At 73.2% G+C, this 15,058-nt stretch carries 16 protein-coding genes; 8 read left to right on the top strand and 8 right to left on the bottom strand.

Annotated elements, in window-relative coordinates:
• Positions 1-33: 33 nt before the first annotated feature.
• Positions 34-1,317, top strand: coding sequence for a Gfo/Idh/MocA family protein (locus ABD832_RS36850; protein ID WP_344905581.1), 1,284 nt, complete (start codon positions 34-36; stop codon positions 1,315-1,317).
• A 56-nt stretch (positions 1,318-1,373) separates the two neighbouring features.
• Here ABD832_RS36850 and ABD832_RS36845 read toward each other — a convergent pair whose 3' ends face one another.
• On the bottom strand, positions 1,374-1,538 hold the full coding sequence (locus ABD832_RS36845; RefSeq protein WP_344905578.1) for a hypothetical protein: 165 nt from the start codon (positions 1,536-1,538) through the stop codon (positions 1,374-1,376).
• A gap of 20 nt (positions 1,539-1,558) precedes the next feature.
• On the opposite strand from ABD832_RS36845, the gene ABD832_RS36840 reads away from it, so the two are divergent.
• The gene (locus ABD832_RS36840; protein WP_344905575.1) at positions 1,559-1,819 is read left to right on the top strand and encodes a hypothetical protein; all 261 of its coding nucleotides are present in this window, start codon (positions 1,559-1,561) and stop codon (positions 1,817-1,819) included.
• 256 nt (positions 1,820-2,075) lie between these two features.
• Positions 2,076-2,585, top strand: coding sequence for a hypothetical protein (locus ABD832_RS36835; protein WP_344905572.1), 510 nt, complete (start codon positions 2,076-2,078; stop codon positions 2,583-2,585).
• 88 nt (positions 2,586-2,673) lie between these two features.
• Here ABD832_RS36835 and ABD832_RS36830 read toward each other — a convergent pair whose 3' ends face one another.
• Positions 2,674-3,315 carry a TetR/AcrR family transcriptional regulator gene (locus ABD832_RS36830; protein ID WP_344905569.1) on the bottom strand — a complete coding sequence of 214 codons (642 nt, stop codon included), beginning with the start codon at positions 3,313-3,315 and terminating at the stop codon, positions 2,674-2,676.
• Positions 3,316-3,403: 88 nt separating this feature from the next.
• On the opposite strand from ABD832_RS36830, the gene ABD832_RS36825 reads away from it, so the two are divergent.
• Entirely contained in the window at positions 3,404-3,769 is a 366-nt protein-coding gene (locus tag ABD832_RS36825) for an SgcJ/EcaC family oxidoreductase (RefSeq protein ID WP_344905566.1), read from the top strand.
• A 153-nt stretch (positions 3,770-3,922) separates the two neighbouring features.
• On the opposite strand, the gene ABD832_RS36820 is transcribed toward ABD832_RS36825, so the two are convergent.
• Positions 3,923-4,714: a GbsR/MarR family transcriptional regulator gene (locus ABD832_RS36820; protein WP_344905563.1), complete on the bottom strand. Its 792-nt coding sequence runs from the start codon at positions 4,712-4,714 to the stop codon at positions 3,923-3,925.
• A gap of 378 nt (positions 4,715-5,092) precedes the next feature.
• Here ABD832_RS36820 and ABD832_RS36815 point away from each other — a divergent pair, with 378 nt between their 5' ends.
• The 4 genes from ABD832_RS36815 (at position 5,093) to ABD832_RS36800 (ending at position 9,977) form a co-directional block, all read left to right on the top strand.
• On the top strand, positions 5,093-6,322 hold the full coding sequence (locus ABD832_RS36815) for a serine hydrolase domain-containing protein (RefSeq protein WP_344905819.1): 1,230 nt from the start codon (positions 5,093-5,095) through the stop codon (positions 6,320-6,322).
• Positions 6,323-6,571: 249 nt separating this feature from the next.
• Entirely contained in the window at positions 6,572-7,390 is an 819-nt protein-coding gene (locus tag ABD832_RS36810) for a PIG-L family deacetylase (protein ID WP_344905560.1), read from the top strand.
• Between the two features lie 176 nt (positions 7,391-7,566).
• A complete protein-coding gene (locus ABD832_RS36805; RefSeq protein WP_344905557.1) occupies positions 7,567-9,267 on the top strand; it encodes a penicillin-binding transpeptidase domain-containing protein in 1,701 nt (566 codons plus the stop codon).
• A 74-nt stretch (positions 9,268-9,341) separates the two neighbouring features.
• On the top strand, positions 9,342-9,977 hold the full coding sequence (locus ABD832_RS36800) for a phosphoribosylanthranilate isomerase (protein WP_344905553.1): 636 nt from the start codon (positions 9,342-9,344) through the stop codon (positions 9,975-9,977).
• Between the two features lie 66 nt (positions 9,978-10,043).
• On the opposite strand, the gene hydA is transcribed toward ABD832_RS36800, so the two are convergent.
• The 5 genes from hydA to ABD832_RS36775 are packed head-to-tail and all read right to left on the bottom strand — an operon-like array spanning position 10,044 to position 15,054.
• The gene (hydA, locus tag ABD832_RS36795) at positions 10,044-11,438 is read right to left on the bottom strand and encodes a dihydropyrimidinase (protein ID WP_344905550.1); all 1,395 of its coding nucleotides are present in this window, start codon (positions 11,436-11,438) and stop codon (positions 10,044-10,046) included.
• The gene (locus ABD832_RS36790; protein ID WP_344905547.1) at positions 11,435-11,824 is read right to left on the bottom strand and encodes an allophanate hydrolase-related protein; all 390 of its coding nucleotides are present in this window, start codon (positions 11,822-11,824) and stop codon (positions 11,435-11,437) included. Before ABD832_RS36790 ends, hydA begins: the two co-directional genes overlap by 4 nt.
• 11 nt (positions 11,825-11,835) lie before the next feature.
• A complete protein-coding gene (locus tag ABD832_RS36785) occupies positions 11,836-13,023 on the bottom strand; it encodes an NAD(P)/FAD-dependent oxidoreductase (RefSeq protein ID WP_344905544.1) in 1,188 nt (395 codons plus the stop codon).
• Positions 13,020-14,786, bottom strand: coding sequence for an FAD-dependent oxidoreductase (locus ABD832_RS36780; RefSeq protein ID WP_344905541.1), 1,767 nt, complete (start codon positions 14,784-14,786; stop codon positions 13,020-13,022). Before ABD832_RS36780 ends, ABD832_RS36785 begins: the two co-directional genes overlap by 4 nt.
• Positions 14,776-15,054, bottom strand: coding sequence for a (2Fe-2S)-binding protein (locus tag ABD832_RS36775; RefSeq protein ID WP_344905537.1), 279 nt, complete (start codon positions 15,052-15,054; stop codon positions 14,776-14,778). The genes ABD832_RS36780 and ABD832_RS36775 overlap by 11 nt, the downstream gene beginning before the upstream one ends.
• Between the last annotated feature and the right edge of the window lie 4 nt (positions 15,055-15,058).

The following is a 15,058-nucleotide window of genomic DNA, read 5'->3' as shown; positions in this document are numbered from 1 at the left end:
GGTCGTCTCCACCATTCTCTTCATGGGGTTCTGATGCGATACGCCTTCGTCGGACTCGGCCACCGGGTACAGCTGTACATCGACGCGCTGCTCGGGGAGTGGAGCGACACCGGCGAGATCGTCGCCCTCTGCGACGTCAACCGGACCCGGATCGGCTACTACCTCGACCGCATCGGCCACGACGTCCCGTCCTTCGCGCCGCACGAGTTCGACAAGATGCTCGAACTCGCCGACGCGGTCGTGGTCGCCACCGTCGACGCCACCCACGCCCGCTACGTCGTCGCCGCGCTGGAGGCGGGCAAGAACGTCATCGTGGAGAAGCCGCTGTGCACCACCGCCGAGGACTGCGCGGCCATCGTCGAGGCCGCCGAGCGGAGCACCGGCCGGCTCGTCGTCACCTTCAACTACCGCTACTCCCCGCGCAACAGCGCCGTCCGCCGGCTGATCGCCGACGGGGCGATCGGTGACGTCACCTCCGTGCACTTCGAGTGGGTCCTGGACACCATCCACGGCGCCGACTACTTCCGCCGCTGGCACCGCGACAAGGCCAGCTCCGGCGGCCTGCTGGTGCACAAGTCCACCCACCACTTCGATCTGGCCAACTGGTGGCTGGCCGACACCGCCACCTCGGTCTACGCCCGCTCGGCGCTGCGGTTCTACGGGGCCGACAACGCCCGCGCCCGCGGCCTGGGCGACCGCCCGGAACGCGCCGCCGGCGCGCCGGGGCTCGGCACCGACCCCTACCTGCTCGACATCTCCGCCGACCCCCGGCTCAAGCGCCTGTACCTGGACGCCGAGCACGAGGACGGCTACCACCGCGACCAGGACGTGTTCGGCGAGGGCGTGACCATCGAGGACAACATGGCCGTCCTCGTCGGCTACTCCCGCGGGGCGATGCTCACCTACTCCCTCAACGCCCACGGCCCCTTCGAGGGCTACCGGGTGGCCGTCAACGGCACCGGGGGACGGCTGGAGCTGGAGGTCGTCGAACGCGCCTGGACCCCGCCGCAGGCCGCGATCGACCCGACCGCCGCCGACAAGTCCCGCGCCCCCGGCGCCTCCGAGCGGCTCGTCCTGCACCGGCACTGGAACGAGCCGGAGGAGATCGCCATCTCCTCGGGCGCGGGCGGCCACGGCGGCGGCGACGCCCTGATGCTGAACGACATCTTCCGCGGCGCCGGAGAGGACCCCCTGGGCCGCCAGGCCGGGCACCGCGCCGGTGTCGCCAGCGTGATGGTCGGGGTCTCGGCCAACCTGTCCGCCGCGAGCGGCGCTCCCGTCCTGCTGGAGGACGGCGGCACCCGGCACGCGGGCTGACTCCGGGCGAGAGGCCGGACACGACGTCTCACGATATTTGGTGATATCGAGCGATATCAGGCGGTCGTGGGCGGCACCGCCAGGCACGCCACCGGCAGCTTGCTGCCGGTCGGCACGCCGTCCGGCAGCTTGGGGCCGACCCCTCGGGGACGGGCGGGGAACTGCCTATAGTCGTCGGCATCCGCCCCCGGTGCGTTGATCCCGGGGGCGTCCGCTCTCATCTCACCCGAGGAGTCGGTTCATGCGGTATGTCGTTGTCGCCCTGCTCTCGATCGGCGCGATGCTCGCGAGCGCTCCCGCGCACGCCACCACGGCGCGTACGTCCGCCCAGGAGGCCGTCGTCAGCCTGCCCTCCGGGCCGCGCTGCCCGGAGCGTGCCCCGGAGGGCGCGCAGTTCGTCCGGCACGTCCAGCCGCCGCTCGGCATCGGCTACGACCTCTACGTGGTGACCGGCCCGGACGGCTCGCAGCGCTACGTCCAGGTGTACTGCCTGGGCGGCTGACCCACCGCGCGGGCGGCCGTCACGACGGCCCACGGGCGACCCGCGGACCGATCGGGGAGACTCCTGCGGCTGACCCGGGCACCGGTCGGCGTCGGCCGTGGGCCTCGCCTCCGGCACACGTGCGGTGGACAAGAAGACTGAAAGCGCGCTGCAGGCGGACCGGGTTACCACTGTGGACAGAACCCGACGACACGTCGTCCGCGGCCGGGCCCACCGGTTCACCACGGACGGCGTCGTCCTCACCGAAGGAGACCCGGTGAACCGTACCATCCGCTTCCTCGGAATCAGCGCCACCACCGGGGTCCTGTCCCTGGGCATTCTCGCTCAGAGCGCCACGGCGACGACCGCCCGGGCGACCTCGCAGCAGAACTGGCACGCGACCGGCACCGTCGTGTTCGACATGATGGACTACGAGCGGTTCGGCAGGAACGAGCGGTGCACCCACAGAATCCCGATCACCAACACCGGACGCATCGGCGGACCGCCGGTGAACCACTTTTACTTCGGGAAGTGCGGCGGGGAGATCCGGACCGAGATCCACTACCGGCTCCAGCGCTCCGGCCACGTGCTGACGCTGGACAACATCAGCGTCAGGTTCTTCGAGGGTGACAGCGCGGAGACCAACGCGCTGAAGGGCGTGGGGACCATGTCCAGATCCTTGATCTGGCCGGGCCAGGGCGTCACCAAGCAGGTCCGCGTGCAGAACGACGTGGACAGGGTGCGCGACGACCGGACCATCGTGACGTTCACCCTGCACAATCGGTGAGGCGTGACGGGCGCGAGCCGTCCCCCGAGCGGCTCGCGCCCCGCGTCCCATCGCCCGCCGGTAGCGCACCGGTCGCCCCGTACGGCCTCTACTGCTGCGACCAGCGGTCGGTGAAGAGTTCCCCGCCCGGAGGTGAACCGGGCAGCGGGTCATGTCCCGGTCGCAACCCGTCGAGCGCTATCGCGATCAGACGTCGACGAGCCTCGGCGGCGGCGGGCAGCAGGTCGTCCCTGCCCTGCTTGCGCAGCTGATCGACCAGCGGGGAACGACCGAGCTGCTCGATGAGCAGGGAGATGTCGACCGAGGTCACCTCCCCGCGCAGGACGCCGGCCCGGTGCGCTCGCCGCACCAGCTCGTCGAGCAGTTCGTCGCCGCGGCGGGCCTTGGCGCTCATCTCCCGGGTCACCTCGATGGTGCCGGCCACGGGCGCCAGCGAGCCCTGCCCGAACTCGACGCAGCCGCGGATGAAGACCGCCAGCCCCGCCCACGGGTCGGAGTCGGCCAGGCCCTGCTCGGCCGCTTCGTTCCAGTGGTCGAGGGAGAGGAGGCTGAGCTGCTGGAACAGCTCTTCCTTGGTCTTGTAACGGCGGTAGAGGCTGCCGATGCCGACGCCCGCCCGGGTCGCGATGGCGGCGACGGAGGCGTGCGCGCCGTCTTCGGCGAGCACGTCGCGGGCGGCCTGGAGCAGTGCGCGGTCGTTGCGTTCCGTGAGGTCTTTGCGTGTGGTCATCGCCACGGAGTCTAACAGTTGCGGAGCGATTCGCTCCGATATACCTTCAAAGCGGAGCGAATCGCTCCGTTAGTTGAGGAGATGCGACATGAACCCCGACATCGAGGCGATCGAGCACGTCGTCCGCGACGCCGAAGAGCTGCAGAGCGACGTGGCCGGTTTCACCGGGCTGCTGACCGAGGAGGTGTCCTTGGTCAACTTCGTCGGGATCCGGCTGCGTGGCCGCGACCGGGTCAGGGAGGCCATGGCCACGGCGCTGCGCACCCCGCTGAAGGACGTGCTGACCAGGAACGAGCTGCTCGACGTCACCTTCCTGCGACCGGACGTGGCGATCGCGGGCCTGATCAAGCACGTCAACGACGGCCGTACCGGAGCACTGACGTTCGTGCTGGTCAAAGAGGACGGCACCTGGCGGATCGCACTGGCTCAGACCACCCCGGTGATGACGTCGTGAGCGCGGCCCCGGTCGTCGGCGCCACCGGCCGGCAGGGCGGTGCCACCGCGCGTCACCTGTCGGGCCCCGGCCGGCAGGTCCGTGCCGGAGGCTGACGAACAGCGGTCTCGCGCGGCGCGGCCCGGTGTGACGGACGCGCCGGCGCTCTTGATCTCAGGCTTCGGGACGGCGGGTGTCCTCACACCGGGACGGCTCCGAGGAGTCGTCGCCGTCTCCGCCACCCGGCTGCCGGACGCTCCGCGCGGCCGGGCTCCGCCGCCACTGCTCGATGACCTGCCGGAAGGCCTCGCTCACGAGGAGAAGGAGCTCGGCGGAGGACGCGAAGCGGGCGCCCGCCGGGGTCGCGGCCCCGAGAATCTCGGCTCCGCGCCGTGATACGGCCGCAAGGGCCTCGTTCATCTGCAGGGCCGCGAGGAGGGACCGGAGCCAGATCTCATCGTCGGCGACATAGCGTTCGCGCCGTACGCCGGGATCCCGTTCCCGGCGGAGCATGCCCTGCCGTTCGAGGTAGGCGACGGCGTGCGAGACCGACGCCGGGCTGACGCGAAGCCGCTGGACCAGGTCGGCGGCGGTGAGGGCACCGGAGTCGGCGGTGTACAGGCAGGCCAGCACCCTGGCCTCCATCCGGGGCAGCCCCTGCTGGACGAGGAGGGCGGTGAAGGACTCCGCAAAGTCCTGGACCGCCTGGGGGTCCCGCCCGTGGCCGCTGTCGGGGATCGGCGGCGCCGGAGGCCGGGCCTGCCCGTGACGGCGCGCGCGACGCCGTGTGGCCTCCTGCGCCCGGTCCGCGCTGTAGCCGTCGGGTCCGCCGTTGCGGGTGACCTCCCGCATGACGGTCGAGGCGGGGCGTCCCAGGCGCCGGCCGATCTCCGCGTATCCGAGTCCCTCGGCCAGTCCCGCGGTGATGTGCCGTCGGTCCTCGTCGGTGAGTCTGCCTCCGGGCATCGGCGCTCGTCTCCTGTCTGTCGGCACGCTCGGGGCTTCTGTGCCCGCGTGCTCGCTGCACAGTATGCATTCACGCGCACCTCATTGCAATGCAAGCCCGGCTTGATCATTGCATTCAGCTCCACACTCATTGCAAAGACGGATCGATTCCCCAGATAAAGCGGAAGTCATGCCCTCCCTTCTATGTTGACGAATTTATAAACGCAATGTAGCGTCATAGACGTTCAGGGATTCCCGAACGACGGTGGACGCCGGTGGCGCCGCCCGGGGATCTCGTGACCGAGTTCGACCCGACCCCGTGCGCCGCTCGTCCAAGCCACGAGCGCCAGGCCTGGGGCGGGCCCGGCGGACCGAACGCTGTACGCAAGGAGATTCATGATGGGACAGGGCAACGGCGGCTTCTCCGAAGCGGGGCTGCGCAGGCTGCGCGAGGTGCTGACGCGGCACGTCGACTCCGGGAGGGTCCCCGGGCTCGTCGCCCTGGTCGGCCGGGGCGACCATACGCACGTCGAAGCGATCGGGACGATGCGCCACGACGGTGGCGCGCCGATGCGCCGGGACACGATCTTCCGGATGGCCTCGACGTCCAAGCCGGTCGCGATGGCGGCGGCGATGGTCCTGCTGGACGAGTGCAGGCTGCGGCTGGACGACCCGGTGGATCCGTGGCTGCCCGAGCTGGCCGACCGGCGGGTGCTGAAGCGGATCGACGGCCCGCTGGACGACACCGTGCCGGCGCGGCGGCCGATCACCGTACGGGACCTGCTGACCTCCACGTTCGGGCTCGGCATGGACATGACGGCGCTGGGCGCCCCGATCATGGGAGCGATCTTCGAGCAGGGGCTCACGCCCGATCTCCCGGAGCCGATGCCCGGGCCGGACGAGTGGATGCGCCGCCTGGGCACACTGCCGCTGATGCGCCAGCCCGGGGAGCACTGGCAGTACCAGATCAGCCACGACGTGCTCAGCGTGCTGGTGGCCAGGGTCGCCGGCCGGTCGTTCGAGACGTTCCTGCGCGAACGCGTCCTCGACCCGCTGGGCATGAAGGACACCGCCTTCCACGTGCCCGCCGACAAGATCGACCGGCTGCCGGTCCTGTACGCCCCGGACCCGCAGAGCGGCGAGTTCCACGTGTGGGACGAGGCCGAGGGCGGACGCTGGAGCAGCCCTCCGGCGTTCCAGGGCAGCGGCGGCGGGCTGGTCTCCACCGCCGACGACTACCACGCCTACTTCCGGATGCTGCTGAACCAGGGGATGCACGGGAGCGAACGGATCCTGTCCCGGCCCGCCGTCCGGCTGATGACCACCAACCGCCTCACAGCCGAGCAGCAGGCCGCCCGGCACGCCATGGCCGTCAACAACGTCCATCTGTCGTTCGGCCAGGGCCAGCACGGCGGCTGGGGCTTCGGGATGGCGGTGCGCACCCACCGCGGTGACTACGCGCCCGTCGGCCAGTTCGGCTGGGACGGCGGAAGCGGCACCTCGACCTACGCCGACCCGGAGAACCGGCTCACCGGGATCCTGCTCACCCAGGTCGGGATGTCCGTCCCGAATTCGGCTCACGTCATCCACGACTTCTGGACCACGCTCTACCAGGCGATCGACGACTGACGGTGAGCCGCCGACGGCCGGGTGGGGTTTCCCGGGCCGTGCCCGGCCGGCGCGGCGCCCGGGTGGGCGTCGTCGCCGCATCCGGCATCGGCCACCGATCCGGCCCGTCCTCACCGGGAACGGCGCCTCCCGGCCGGGGTGTGACCGGCCGTCGTCGTTCAGGTGCTCCACCTGCCGCCCGGGGTTGTCGGAGGGCCGCCGTAGAGTGGGCCGATCCGCAGCGCTTTCTCGAACGAACGGGTGGAGATCATGAGCGAGAAGTTGACCTTGATGGCGGTGCACGCCCATCCTGACGACGAGGTCCTCGGGACGGGCGGGATCTTCGCCCGGTACGCCGAGGAGGGCGTCCGCACCGTCCTGGTCACCTGCACGAACGGGGAGCAGGGGGACGCCCCCGGCGGGGTCAAGCCCGGCGAGCCGGGCCATGACGAGGCGGCGGTGAGCGCGCTGCGCCTGGAGGAGCTCCGCGCGTCCGTGGCCCACCTGGGGATCGAGCACGTGGAACTGCTCGGCTACCGCGACTCGGGCATGGACGGCTGGGACGGGAACAAGGCCGAGGACGCCTTCGCCAACGTCCCGGTGGAGCGGGCCGCCGCGCGGCTGGCCGAGCTGATGAAGCACTACCGCCCGCAGGTCGTGGTCACCTACGACGAGAACGGCGGCTACGGCCACCCCGACCACATCCAGGCGCACCGGATCGCCATGGCCGCGACCGAGGCCTGCAAGATCCCCGCCAAGCTGTACTACACCGCGGTGCCCCGCGAGGGGATCGCCGAGCTGTTCGAGCTCCTCCGCGCGGCCGGGGTCCCGTCCGAGGAGCTCGAGCTTCCCGACGACTTCGGGGTCCCGCGGGAGCAGATCACCGCGATGATCGACGTGGCGCCGTACGTGGAGCGCAAGCGCAAGGCCCTGGAGGCGCACGCGAGCCAGGGGGACAGCATCTTCATGCTGCGCATGCCCCCCGAGGCGCAGCAGCAGGTCCTGGGGACCGAGGCGTTCATCCGCGTGATCAACCACGTTCCCGGGGCGGCCGACCAGGAGGACGACCTCTTCGACGGCCTCCGCTGAGGGTCGCGTCCCCAGCCGTCCCCCATCGTCCCTGACCGTCCTAGGCCGGGGGACGGCCGGGCACGCCGAAGCTACGCTCCGGTACCGATGTCCGGAAAAGCCTGGTTCGCCATGACGCCCGCCTTTACGATCTTTTCTCTGGTGAGCAACCGTGGAAACCCAGGGGAGTAAACGGTATGCGGGATCGACGGCTCCTCGCGCTGATCGTGTCAGCGGTCATGATCGTCATCTTCGGTGCGTACGCGGTGGTGGCGGCTCCCGGCAGGGGCGTGGCCTCCCCGTCGCCCCGTCCCCTGCCCGCCGACGCGGCCGGGGCCGCCGAAGACGCGGCCGGGGACGCCGAGGAGAACGGAGAGGCGGAGGAGGCCGAGGGGGCACCGTCCTCCGCGGCGGCTGCCCCGCTCTCGCCGGCCCCACCCCCGTCGACCCCGCTCACGCCGGCCCCGCTCACGCCGAACCCGGTCACGCCCGCCCCGCAGGAGGGACCCGAGTGGGCCGGGCGGGGCTACCTCACCGCCTGGCAGGCCGGTGATCTGGCCGCCATGACCGCCCTGGTCGCCGACCCCCCGGCCGACTTCGCCGACCGGCACCGCCGGTTCGACACCGAGCTGCGGGTCACCTCGCTCTCCCTCACCGCGGGTGAGCTGCGCGCGCAGGAGGCGGAGACGGCCGAGCTGTCCTTCAACGGGGTACGGGAGGTCACCGGGCTGGGCCGGTGGCCCTTCGTCTCGGTGCTGCGTCTGGCGCTGCGCGACGGGACGTGGAAGGTGCTCTGGGCCCCGGAGACGATGCACCCCTCGCTCAGGGACGGCGGGAGCCTGCGGCTGAAGGAGAGGGAGGTCCGGACCCCGGCCACGCTCACCCGCGAGGGACGGCCGTTCCCCCGGGAGAGCAGGGCGGGCGACTACTTCACCGGCCTGGACGGGATCGCCGTCGAGGTGAAGCTGCTGGAGGAGCCGTCGGGCAGGACGCTGCAGTCCTCCCGGCCCGAGAAGCGCTCCGGGACCAGGACCACGATCTCCCAGCCCGTGCAGGCCGCCGCGGCCCGGGCCCTGGACGGGAGCGTGCGGCCCTCCGCGATCGTGGCCGTGGACGTCCGGACGGGCCAGGTGCGCGCGGTGGCGGACTCGCTGGGCGGCCGGAAGGCCTTCAACGGCCTGTACCCCCCGGGATCGACGTTCAAGGTGGTGACGGCCGCCGCGCTGCTGCGCTCCGGACTGAGCCCGGACTCACCGGTCGCCTGCCCGGCCTCCTACACCCTCCCGAACGGCAGGCCCTTCACCGACTCCGACGGGATCGACCACGGCACCGTCCCCCTCGGCACGGCCTTCGCGCTGTCCTGCAACACCACCTTCGCCCAGCAGACGTACGAGCGGCTGCGCGACGACCGGTTGCGCGCGGAGGCCGCCGACCGGTTCGGCTTCCGGGAGAAGCCGGGACTGAGCACCTGCCGGATCCGGCCGTACACGACCCCCGACGAGCTGGGGTCCGACGCCATCGGCCAGAACTCCGTACAGGCCAGCCCGCTCTGCATGGCGGAGACCGCCGCCGCGGTGGCGAGCGGTGTCTGGAGGCCCGCCATCATGACCGAGCGGCCTCCCGCGGACTCGCCGCAGCCGGTGCCGCTGGACGAGGGCGTGGCCGGGGGCCTGCGGACGATGATGGACGCCGTGGTCGCCCGCGGCACGGCCGCCCAGGCAGGCCTGCCCGCGGGTACGGCGGGCAAGACCGGCACCGCCGAGGTCGAGGGCGGCGAGGACCACGCCTGGTTCATCGGGTACCGGGACTTTCTGGCCTTCGCGGTGTTCGTGGAGCACGGCGGCGCCGGGGGACAGGTCGCGGCACCGCTCGCCGCCAGGTTCCTGAACGCGCTGTGACCCCCTCCCGCGCCGACCCCGGCCCGTCACGACGGCGGGAGCGGGCGGACGGGGGACGGGCTACCGTACACAGGGTGTACGTGAAGATCTGCGGGCTCCGCGAGCCCGGACATGTGACGGCCGCCGTCGAGGCGGGTGCCGACGCCATCGGATTCGTCCTCACCAAGAGCTCGCGGCGGGTCACCCCCGCGCGGGCGCGGGAGCTGGCCTCGGCGGTCCCGGAGCACGTGCTGACCGTGGCGGTGTTCGCCGGGGAGCCGTCCGGGGAGGTCCGCGCCGCCGCGCTGGAGGCGGGCGTGCGCGGGATCCAGCTCCACGGCGACCACCCGCACGAGGACTTCACCGCGCTCAAGGACCTGGGCCTCACCCTGGTCCGGGCCGGGGCGGCCGGCACCGACCTGCGCTGCGGCGCCTTCGACGAGGACCTGCTCATCGTCGACGCGCCCAGGCCCGGTTCGGGGGAGCCGTGGGACTGGTCGGCGGTGCGCGGGCGCCCGCAGGGCCGCTGGATGCTGGCCGGAGGGCTGGACCCGTCGAACGTGGCCGGGGCGATCGCCGCCGCCCGTCCGTGGGGGGTGGACGTGTCGAGCGGGGTGGAGCTCGCGCCCGGGGTCAAGGACGCCGGGCTCATCGCGGACTTCGTCACCGCCGCCCGCGGCGCGGCCGGGACGGCGGTGGGGGAGGGCGAAGGCCGGGCGACGCCCCGGTGAGGAACGGCGGCGTCGACGGGCTCGGAGCAAGAACGGGTTCAGAGCAGGGACGGGCTCGCAGCAGGGTCAGAGGAGGGACGGGGTCAGCGTGACCGGTCCCGCCGCGATGTGCCGCCCGCGCGGGGCCGCGTCGGCGAGCATGCCGTCGTGCACCACCACCCGCCCGCCCACCAGCACGGTCCGCGGGCGCCCGGTCAGCGTCATGCCCTCGTACGGGGTGTAGTCGGTGGCCATGTGCAGGTCGCCGGAGGTCACCGTCCAGCGCACCGAGGGATCCCAGATCGCGATGTCGGCGTCCGCCCCCGGCATCAGCGTGCCCTTGCGGGGATAGAGGCCGTTCGTCCGGGCGGGGTTGGCCGCGGTGAGCTCGACGAACCGGGTGGCCGGCAGCCCGCGTCCCGCGACGAACTCCGAGAAGATCACCGGGAGCCTGGTCTCCACCCCGGGCAGCCCGTTCGGCATGACCCGCACGTCGGAGCGGCGCGACTCCTTCTGCGCCACGTCGTAGCAGCAGTGGTCGCTGCCGATCGTGGTGATCTCCCCGGTGAACAGGTGGCGGGCCAGCGCGTCGACCGCGCCGCGGGGACGCAGCGGAGGGCAGCAGACGAACCGCTCCGGAACCGGCCCGCCGTACAGGCCGTCGTCCAGCACCAGGTGGTGGGCGACCGACTCGGTGAAGGCGGCCACCCCGCGGCGCCTGGCGGCGGCCACCAGCTCCACCGCCTCCGCGGTCGACTGGTGGACGAAGTAGACCGGGGCGCGCAGCGACTCGGCGATGGCCAGCACCTCGGCCACCGACGCCGTCTCGGCCAGTTCCGGCCGGGTCGCCGCCATGTGCTCGGCGCCGATCCGGCCGGAGGCCGCGCAGCGCTCCTGGGCGTCCCCGATGATGTGGTCGGCCTCGCAGTGGATCACCACCAGGCCGCCCAGGTCGCGCAGCACCGTCATGGTCCGCAGGATCGTGTCCTCGTTCGCCATGGTCTCGCCGCGGTAGGTGGTGAACATCTTCACCGTCGGCATGCCGTCGGCGACCAGCGCGGCGAGCTGGTCGGGCACGGTCGCGTCCCACTCCACCACGCAGGCGTGCAGGGCGCTGTCGCACAGTCCCTGCGACGCCTTGGCCCGCTGGGCGTATGCCACGTCGGCGGGCCTCTGGCCGGGGCGCGGGATCGCGAAGTCCACGATCGTGGTGGTGCCGCCGAACACCGCCGCCGTGGTGCACCGCGCGTAGTCGTCCAGCGAGGTGAAGTCGCCGGAGGTGAAGCCGACGTGGCAGTGCGGGTCGACGCCGCCGGGCATCACCAGCGCGCCGCCCGCGTCGATCTCGACGGTGCCGGAGGGGGCGGGCGTGCCCGGCTCGGCCAGGGCGACGACGACGCCGCCCGCCACGAACACGTCCGCCCGCGCCGACCACCCGGCCTCCACCACGGTGCCGCCGCGCACCACCAGCGAGGCCCTCACCGGGAGCTCCGCCCGAGGTGGGCCCGCCAGCCGCCGGCCTCGCTGATGTCGGTCACTCCCGGCGCGGAGATCGCCTCGGCGCGCATCCGCATGCAGAGCGACCCGCTCCCGTCCGACAGTTCGATCACCCCCAGCTCCAGCTCGGGCGGTTCCCCCGGCAGCAGGCGCTCGCGCAGGATCTCGTAGGTCACCTCGTACAGCTCGCCGGGCACCGCGTGCCCGCCGTCGGGGACGGGCGACAGGCCGGGGAACTCGTCGCGTACCGAGTAGAACCGGTAGCGGGGGGCGGTCTCGGCCGGGCCGAGGAACCTCGCCCCGGCCAGCGCGTCGTTCAGGCTGCCGCCCGACATCGCCTGACCGTTGACGAACATGCGCAGACTCTCCACCTGGTCCTCCTTCATCGGGTGCTCCGGCCGCCGCGAGGGCTCGCGGCGAGCGGGTCGAGCGGGTCTCGCATCAGCCGGTCCGGGCCCAGGTCGGCGACGTTCACCGGCGGTGGCGTCCCCGCGACCAGGTGGCGCAGCGTCTCGCCCCACAGGGGGGCGAAGGTGAAGGAGTACGTGCCGCCCGCCACCAGGAAGCCCGGCGCGCCCGGCACCTCGCCGATCACCGGCATCTCGTCGGGGGTGGCCGCCAGCGGTCCCGCCCACATGCGCAGCAGCCGCAGGTCCCTGACGAACGGCAGGATCCGCACGGCGAGCGCCATGTTGCCGACCAGACCGTCCACGCCCGCCTCGCTGCGGCCGTCCAGGTCCATGGTCCTGGCCGGCCAGCCGCCGCCGACCAGCAGGTTGCCCGCGGTGACCTGCTTGACCGACAGGCCCTCGCCGATGTGCTGGACCAGGTGCGGCAGGACGGGGGCCGAGCGCACGGTGGCGTGCATCTGGATCGCCACCGGTGTCATCCGCAGCCCGATCCCGGCCATCGCCGCGATCCCGCCCAGCCAGGGACCGGCGACGTCGACGACCACCGGGGCCTGGACGACCTCCCCGCCCGCCTCGACCCGCCAGGTCCCGCCGCTCCGGGTGACCGCGGTGACCGGCGCGAACGGCACCAGCCGGGCCCCGTGCCGCGCCGCGTCGGCCAGGTAGGCGGGGGTGACCTTCAACGGGTTGGCGTACCCGTCGAGGCCGCACCAGGTGGCCGCGGCGACGGTCGGGCCCAGCGACGGCAGCGCCGAACGGGCCGCGTCGCCGTCCATGACCTCGGTCGCGATCCCGGCCGCGGTCTCCCAGCCGTGCTTGTCGTGCAGTTCCCGTACCTGGGCCTCGGTCTCGGCGATGGTGAACCCGCCGCTGCGGCGCAGCTCGACGGAGGTCTCCAGCTCGTCCTCGACGGTCTCCCACAGGTCGCTGGCGGCCCGCTGCAACGGCAGGAACCGCGCGCTGTCCAGCGGTACGGCCTGCCCCGGGCGGCGGGTGTGCACGGCCTGCATGTGCAGGTTGCCCGCGGTGGTGCCCGACCCCTCGCGGCCGGGGGCCCCGCGTTCCAGCACCGTCACCCGATGCCCGTCGCGTGCCAGCCGGCTCGCCGTGGCGGCGCCCAGCACCCCGGCGCCGACGATCACCACGTCCGACGTCCTCACGTCGTCGTCCCGTCGTCGCTGTCCCTGTCGCTGCCTTTGCCGGTGTCCTCGTCGTCTCCGATGACGTCGCCGCGGGTGCCTGTGCCGGTGACGTCGCCGCCGTGAAGGCCCCTGCCGATACCGGAACCGGCACCGCTGCCGTCAGTGTCGGCGGTGGCGCCGTTGCCGGCGCGGCTCTCCGCGATCTCCAGCAGTGTCGCCACCGGTACGGGCCGGACCGGTGTCCGGGAGGGGAACGCCTCCACCGGCCGGTCCGCGGTCTCCCCGGGCCGGGTGGCCCTGACCAGCGCGGAGACCGCGAAGCCGCACTCGCGGCCCTGGCAGGGACCCATCCCGGCGCGGGTCCACGCCTTGGTGGCGTTCAGGTCGCCCCCGGCACGCGCGGCCGCGGTCTCGCGGATCTCTCCCGCGGTGATCGCCTCGCACCGGCAGACCGGGGTCTCGTCGGGTACGGAGGCGGCCAGCGTGTCCAGGAGCAGGGCGGGACCCGGGTAGATCGAGCCGGTGAGGGCCGCGAAGTGTTCCGCCCGCCGCCGTGCCCTGGCCCACCGCCGGATCTCGGAGGCGGGAACCGGCTCCCGTCCCTTCCCGAGGGCCGGGGCGCTCGGGCCACCGCGGCCTCCGGCGTCGTCGTGTCCGCGGGTGTCGCCGTGCTCCCGGGCCAGGGTGCCGTGCTCCCGGGTCGGCGTGCCGTCTTCCCGGGTCAGGGTGCCGTGTTCCCGGGTCAGGGTGTCGTGTTCCCGGGTCGGGGTGTCGTGTTCCCGGGCCAGGATGTCGTGGGCGGCGGTCATGCCCCGGGCGACGGCCGCGTGCACCCCGCCGACGCTCGCGGCCTCGCCCACGACGTAGACCTCGTCGCGCGAGGAACGCCCGGCCGGGCCGGTGAGCGGCGACACCTCCCCGGTCACGGCGTCGGTGCCGGTCGCGCAGCCCAGCATGCGGGCGAGGTCGGTCTGCGGCCGGAAGCCGTACCCGACGCAGAGCGCGTCCACCTCGACGGTGCGGATCGGGCGTCCCGGTGTCGTGGCCGAGGCCAGCGTCACCGACGAGACACGCTCCCGGCCGTCCGCGCGCAGCACCACGGTCCTCTGCCAGAGCGGCACCCGGGCGCGGGCGAGCCGCGCCGCGTACCCGGCGAGCTCGCGCAGCCGGGCCGGGTGCAGCAGCGCGCCGGACGCGCGCGGACCCGGACGGTACGGCGCGCCGACCTCGGCGATCCCCGCGACCGTCACCCCGAGGGCGAGCAGCGAGCAGGCGACCGGCAGCAGGAAGGGACCCGAACCGGCCAGCACCACCCGGTCGCCGACCGAGGTGTGGTCGGCGGCCAGATGCTGGGCGAAACCGGGAGTGGTCACGCCGGGAAGCCGCCAGCCGGGAAAGGGGAACACCCGCTCGTAGGCCCCGGTCGCCAGGATCACGTACCGGCCGCGCAGCCGCACCGCCCGGCCCGCCGCGTCGGACGCCAGCAGCGTGCGCCCGTCGTCGGCCACCCCCCACACCAGGTGGCCGGTGCGGCACTCGACGCCCGCCGCGCGCACCCGGCCGATCAGCCGCCCGCCCTCGGGGCGGTGGTCTCCCCACACCCGCGCGACCTCGGGTGCGGGACGCCGGTAGTACTGGCCGCCCAGCTCGGGTTGCTCGTCCAGGATCGTCACGGTCAGCCCGGACGCGGCCAGCCGGGCCGCCGCGGTCAGACCGGCCGGGCCGCCCCCGACGATCACCACGTCCCGCCGCACGACCCCGCCGTCGACGTCAGCCGCCATCGGAACCCTCCGCGGGGGCGGCCGTGTCGACCCGCATGCCCGGGTGGATCCTGGTGAGGCAGGCGCGGACCCCGGCCCGGCCGTCCACGGTCACCTCGCACTCGAAGCACACGCCCATCCCGCAGAACGGCCCACGGAGCGCGCCGTCGACCGGGTTGCGGCCCAGCGTCCAGTGGCGCTCGCCCACGAGGGCGGCGGCCAGGGTGACGCCCTCGACGGCGCTGATCACCCGCCCGTCGACCACGATCGCCGCCCTCCTGGCGGTCACCGGC

Origin of the sequence: Streptosporangium longisporum (genome assembly GCF_039534895.1) — a bacterium.
GTDB lineage: Bacteria > Actinomycetota > Actinomycetes > Streptosporangiales > Streptosporangiaceae > Streptosporangium > Streptosporangium longisporum.
This window is presented reverse-complemented; position numbering and strand designations above follow the sequence as displayed.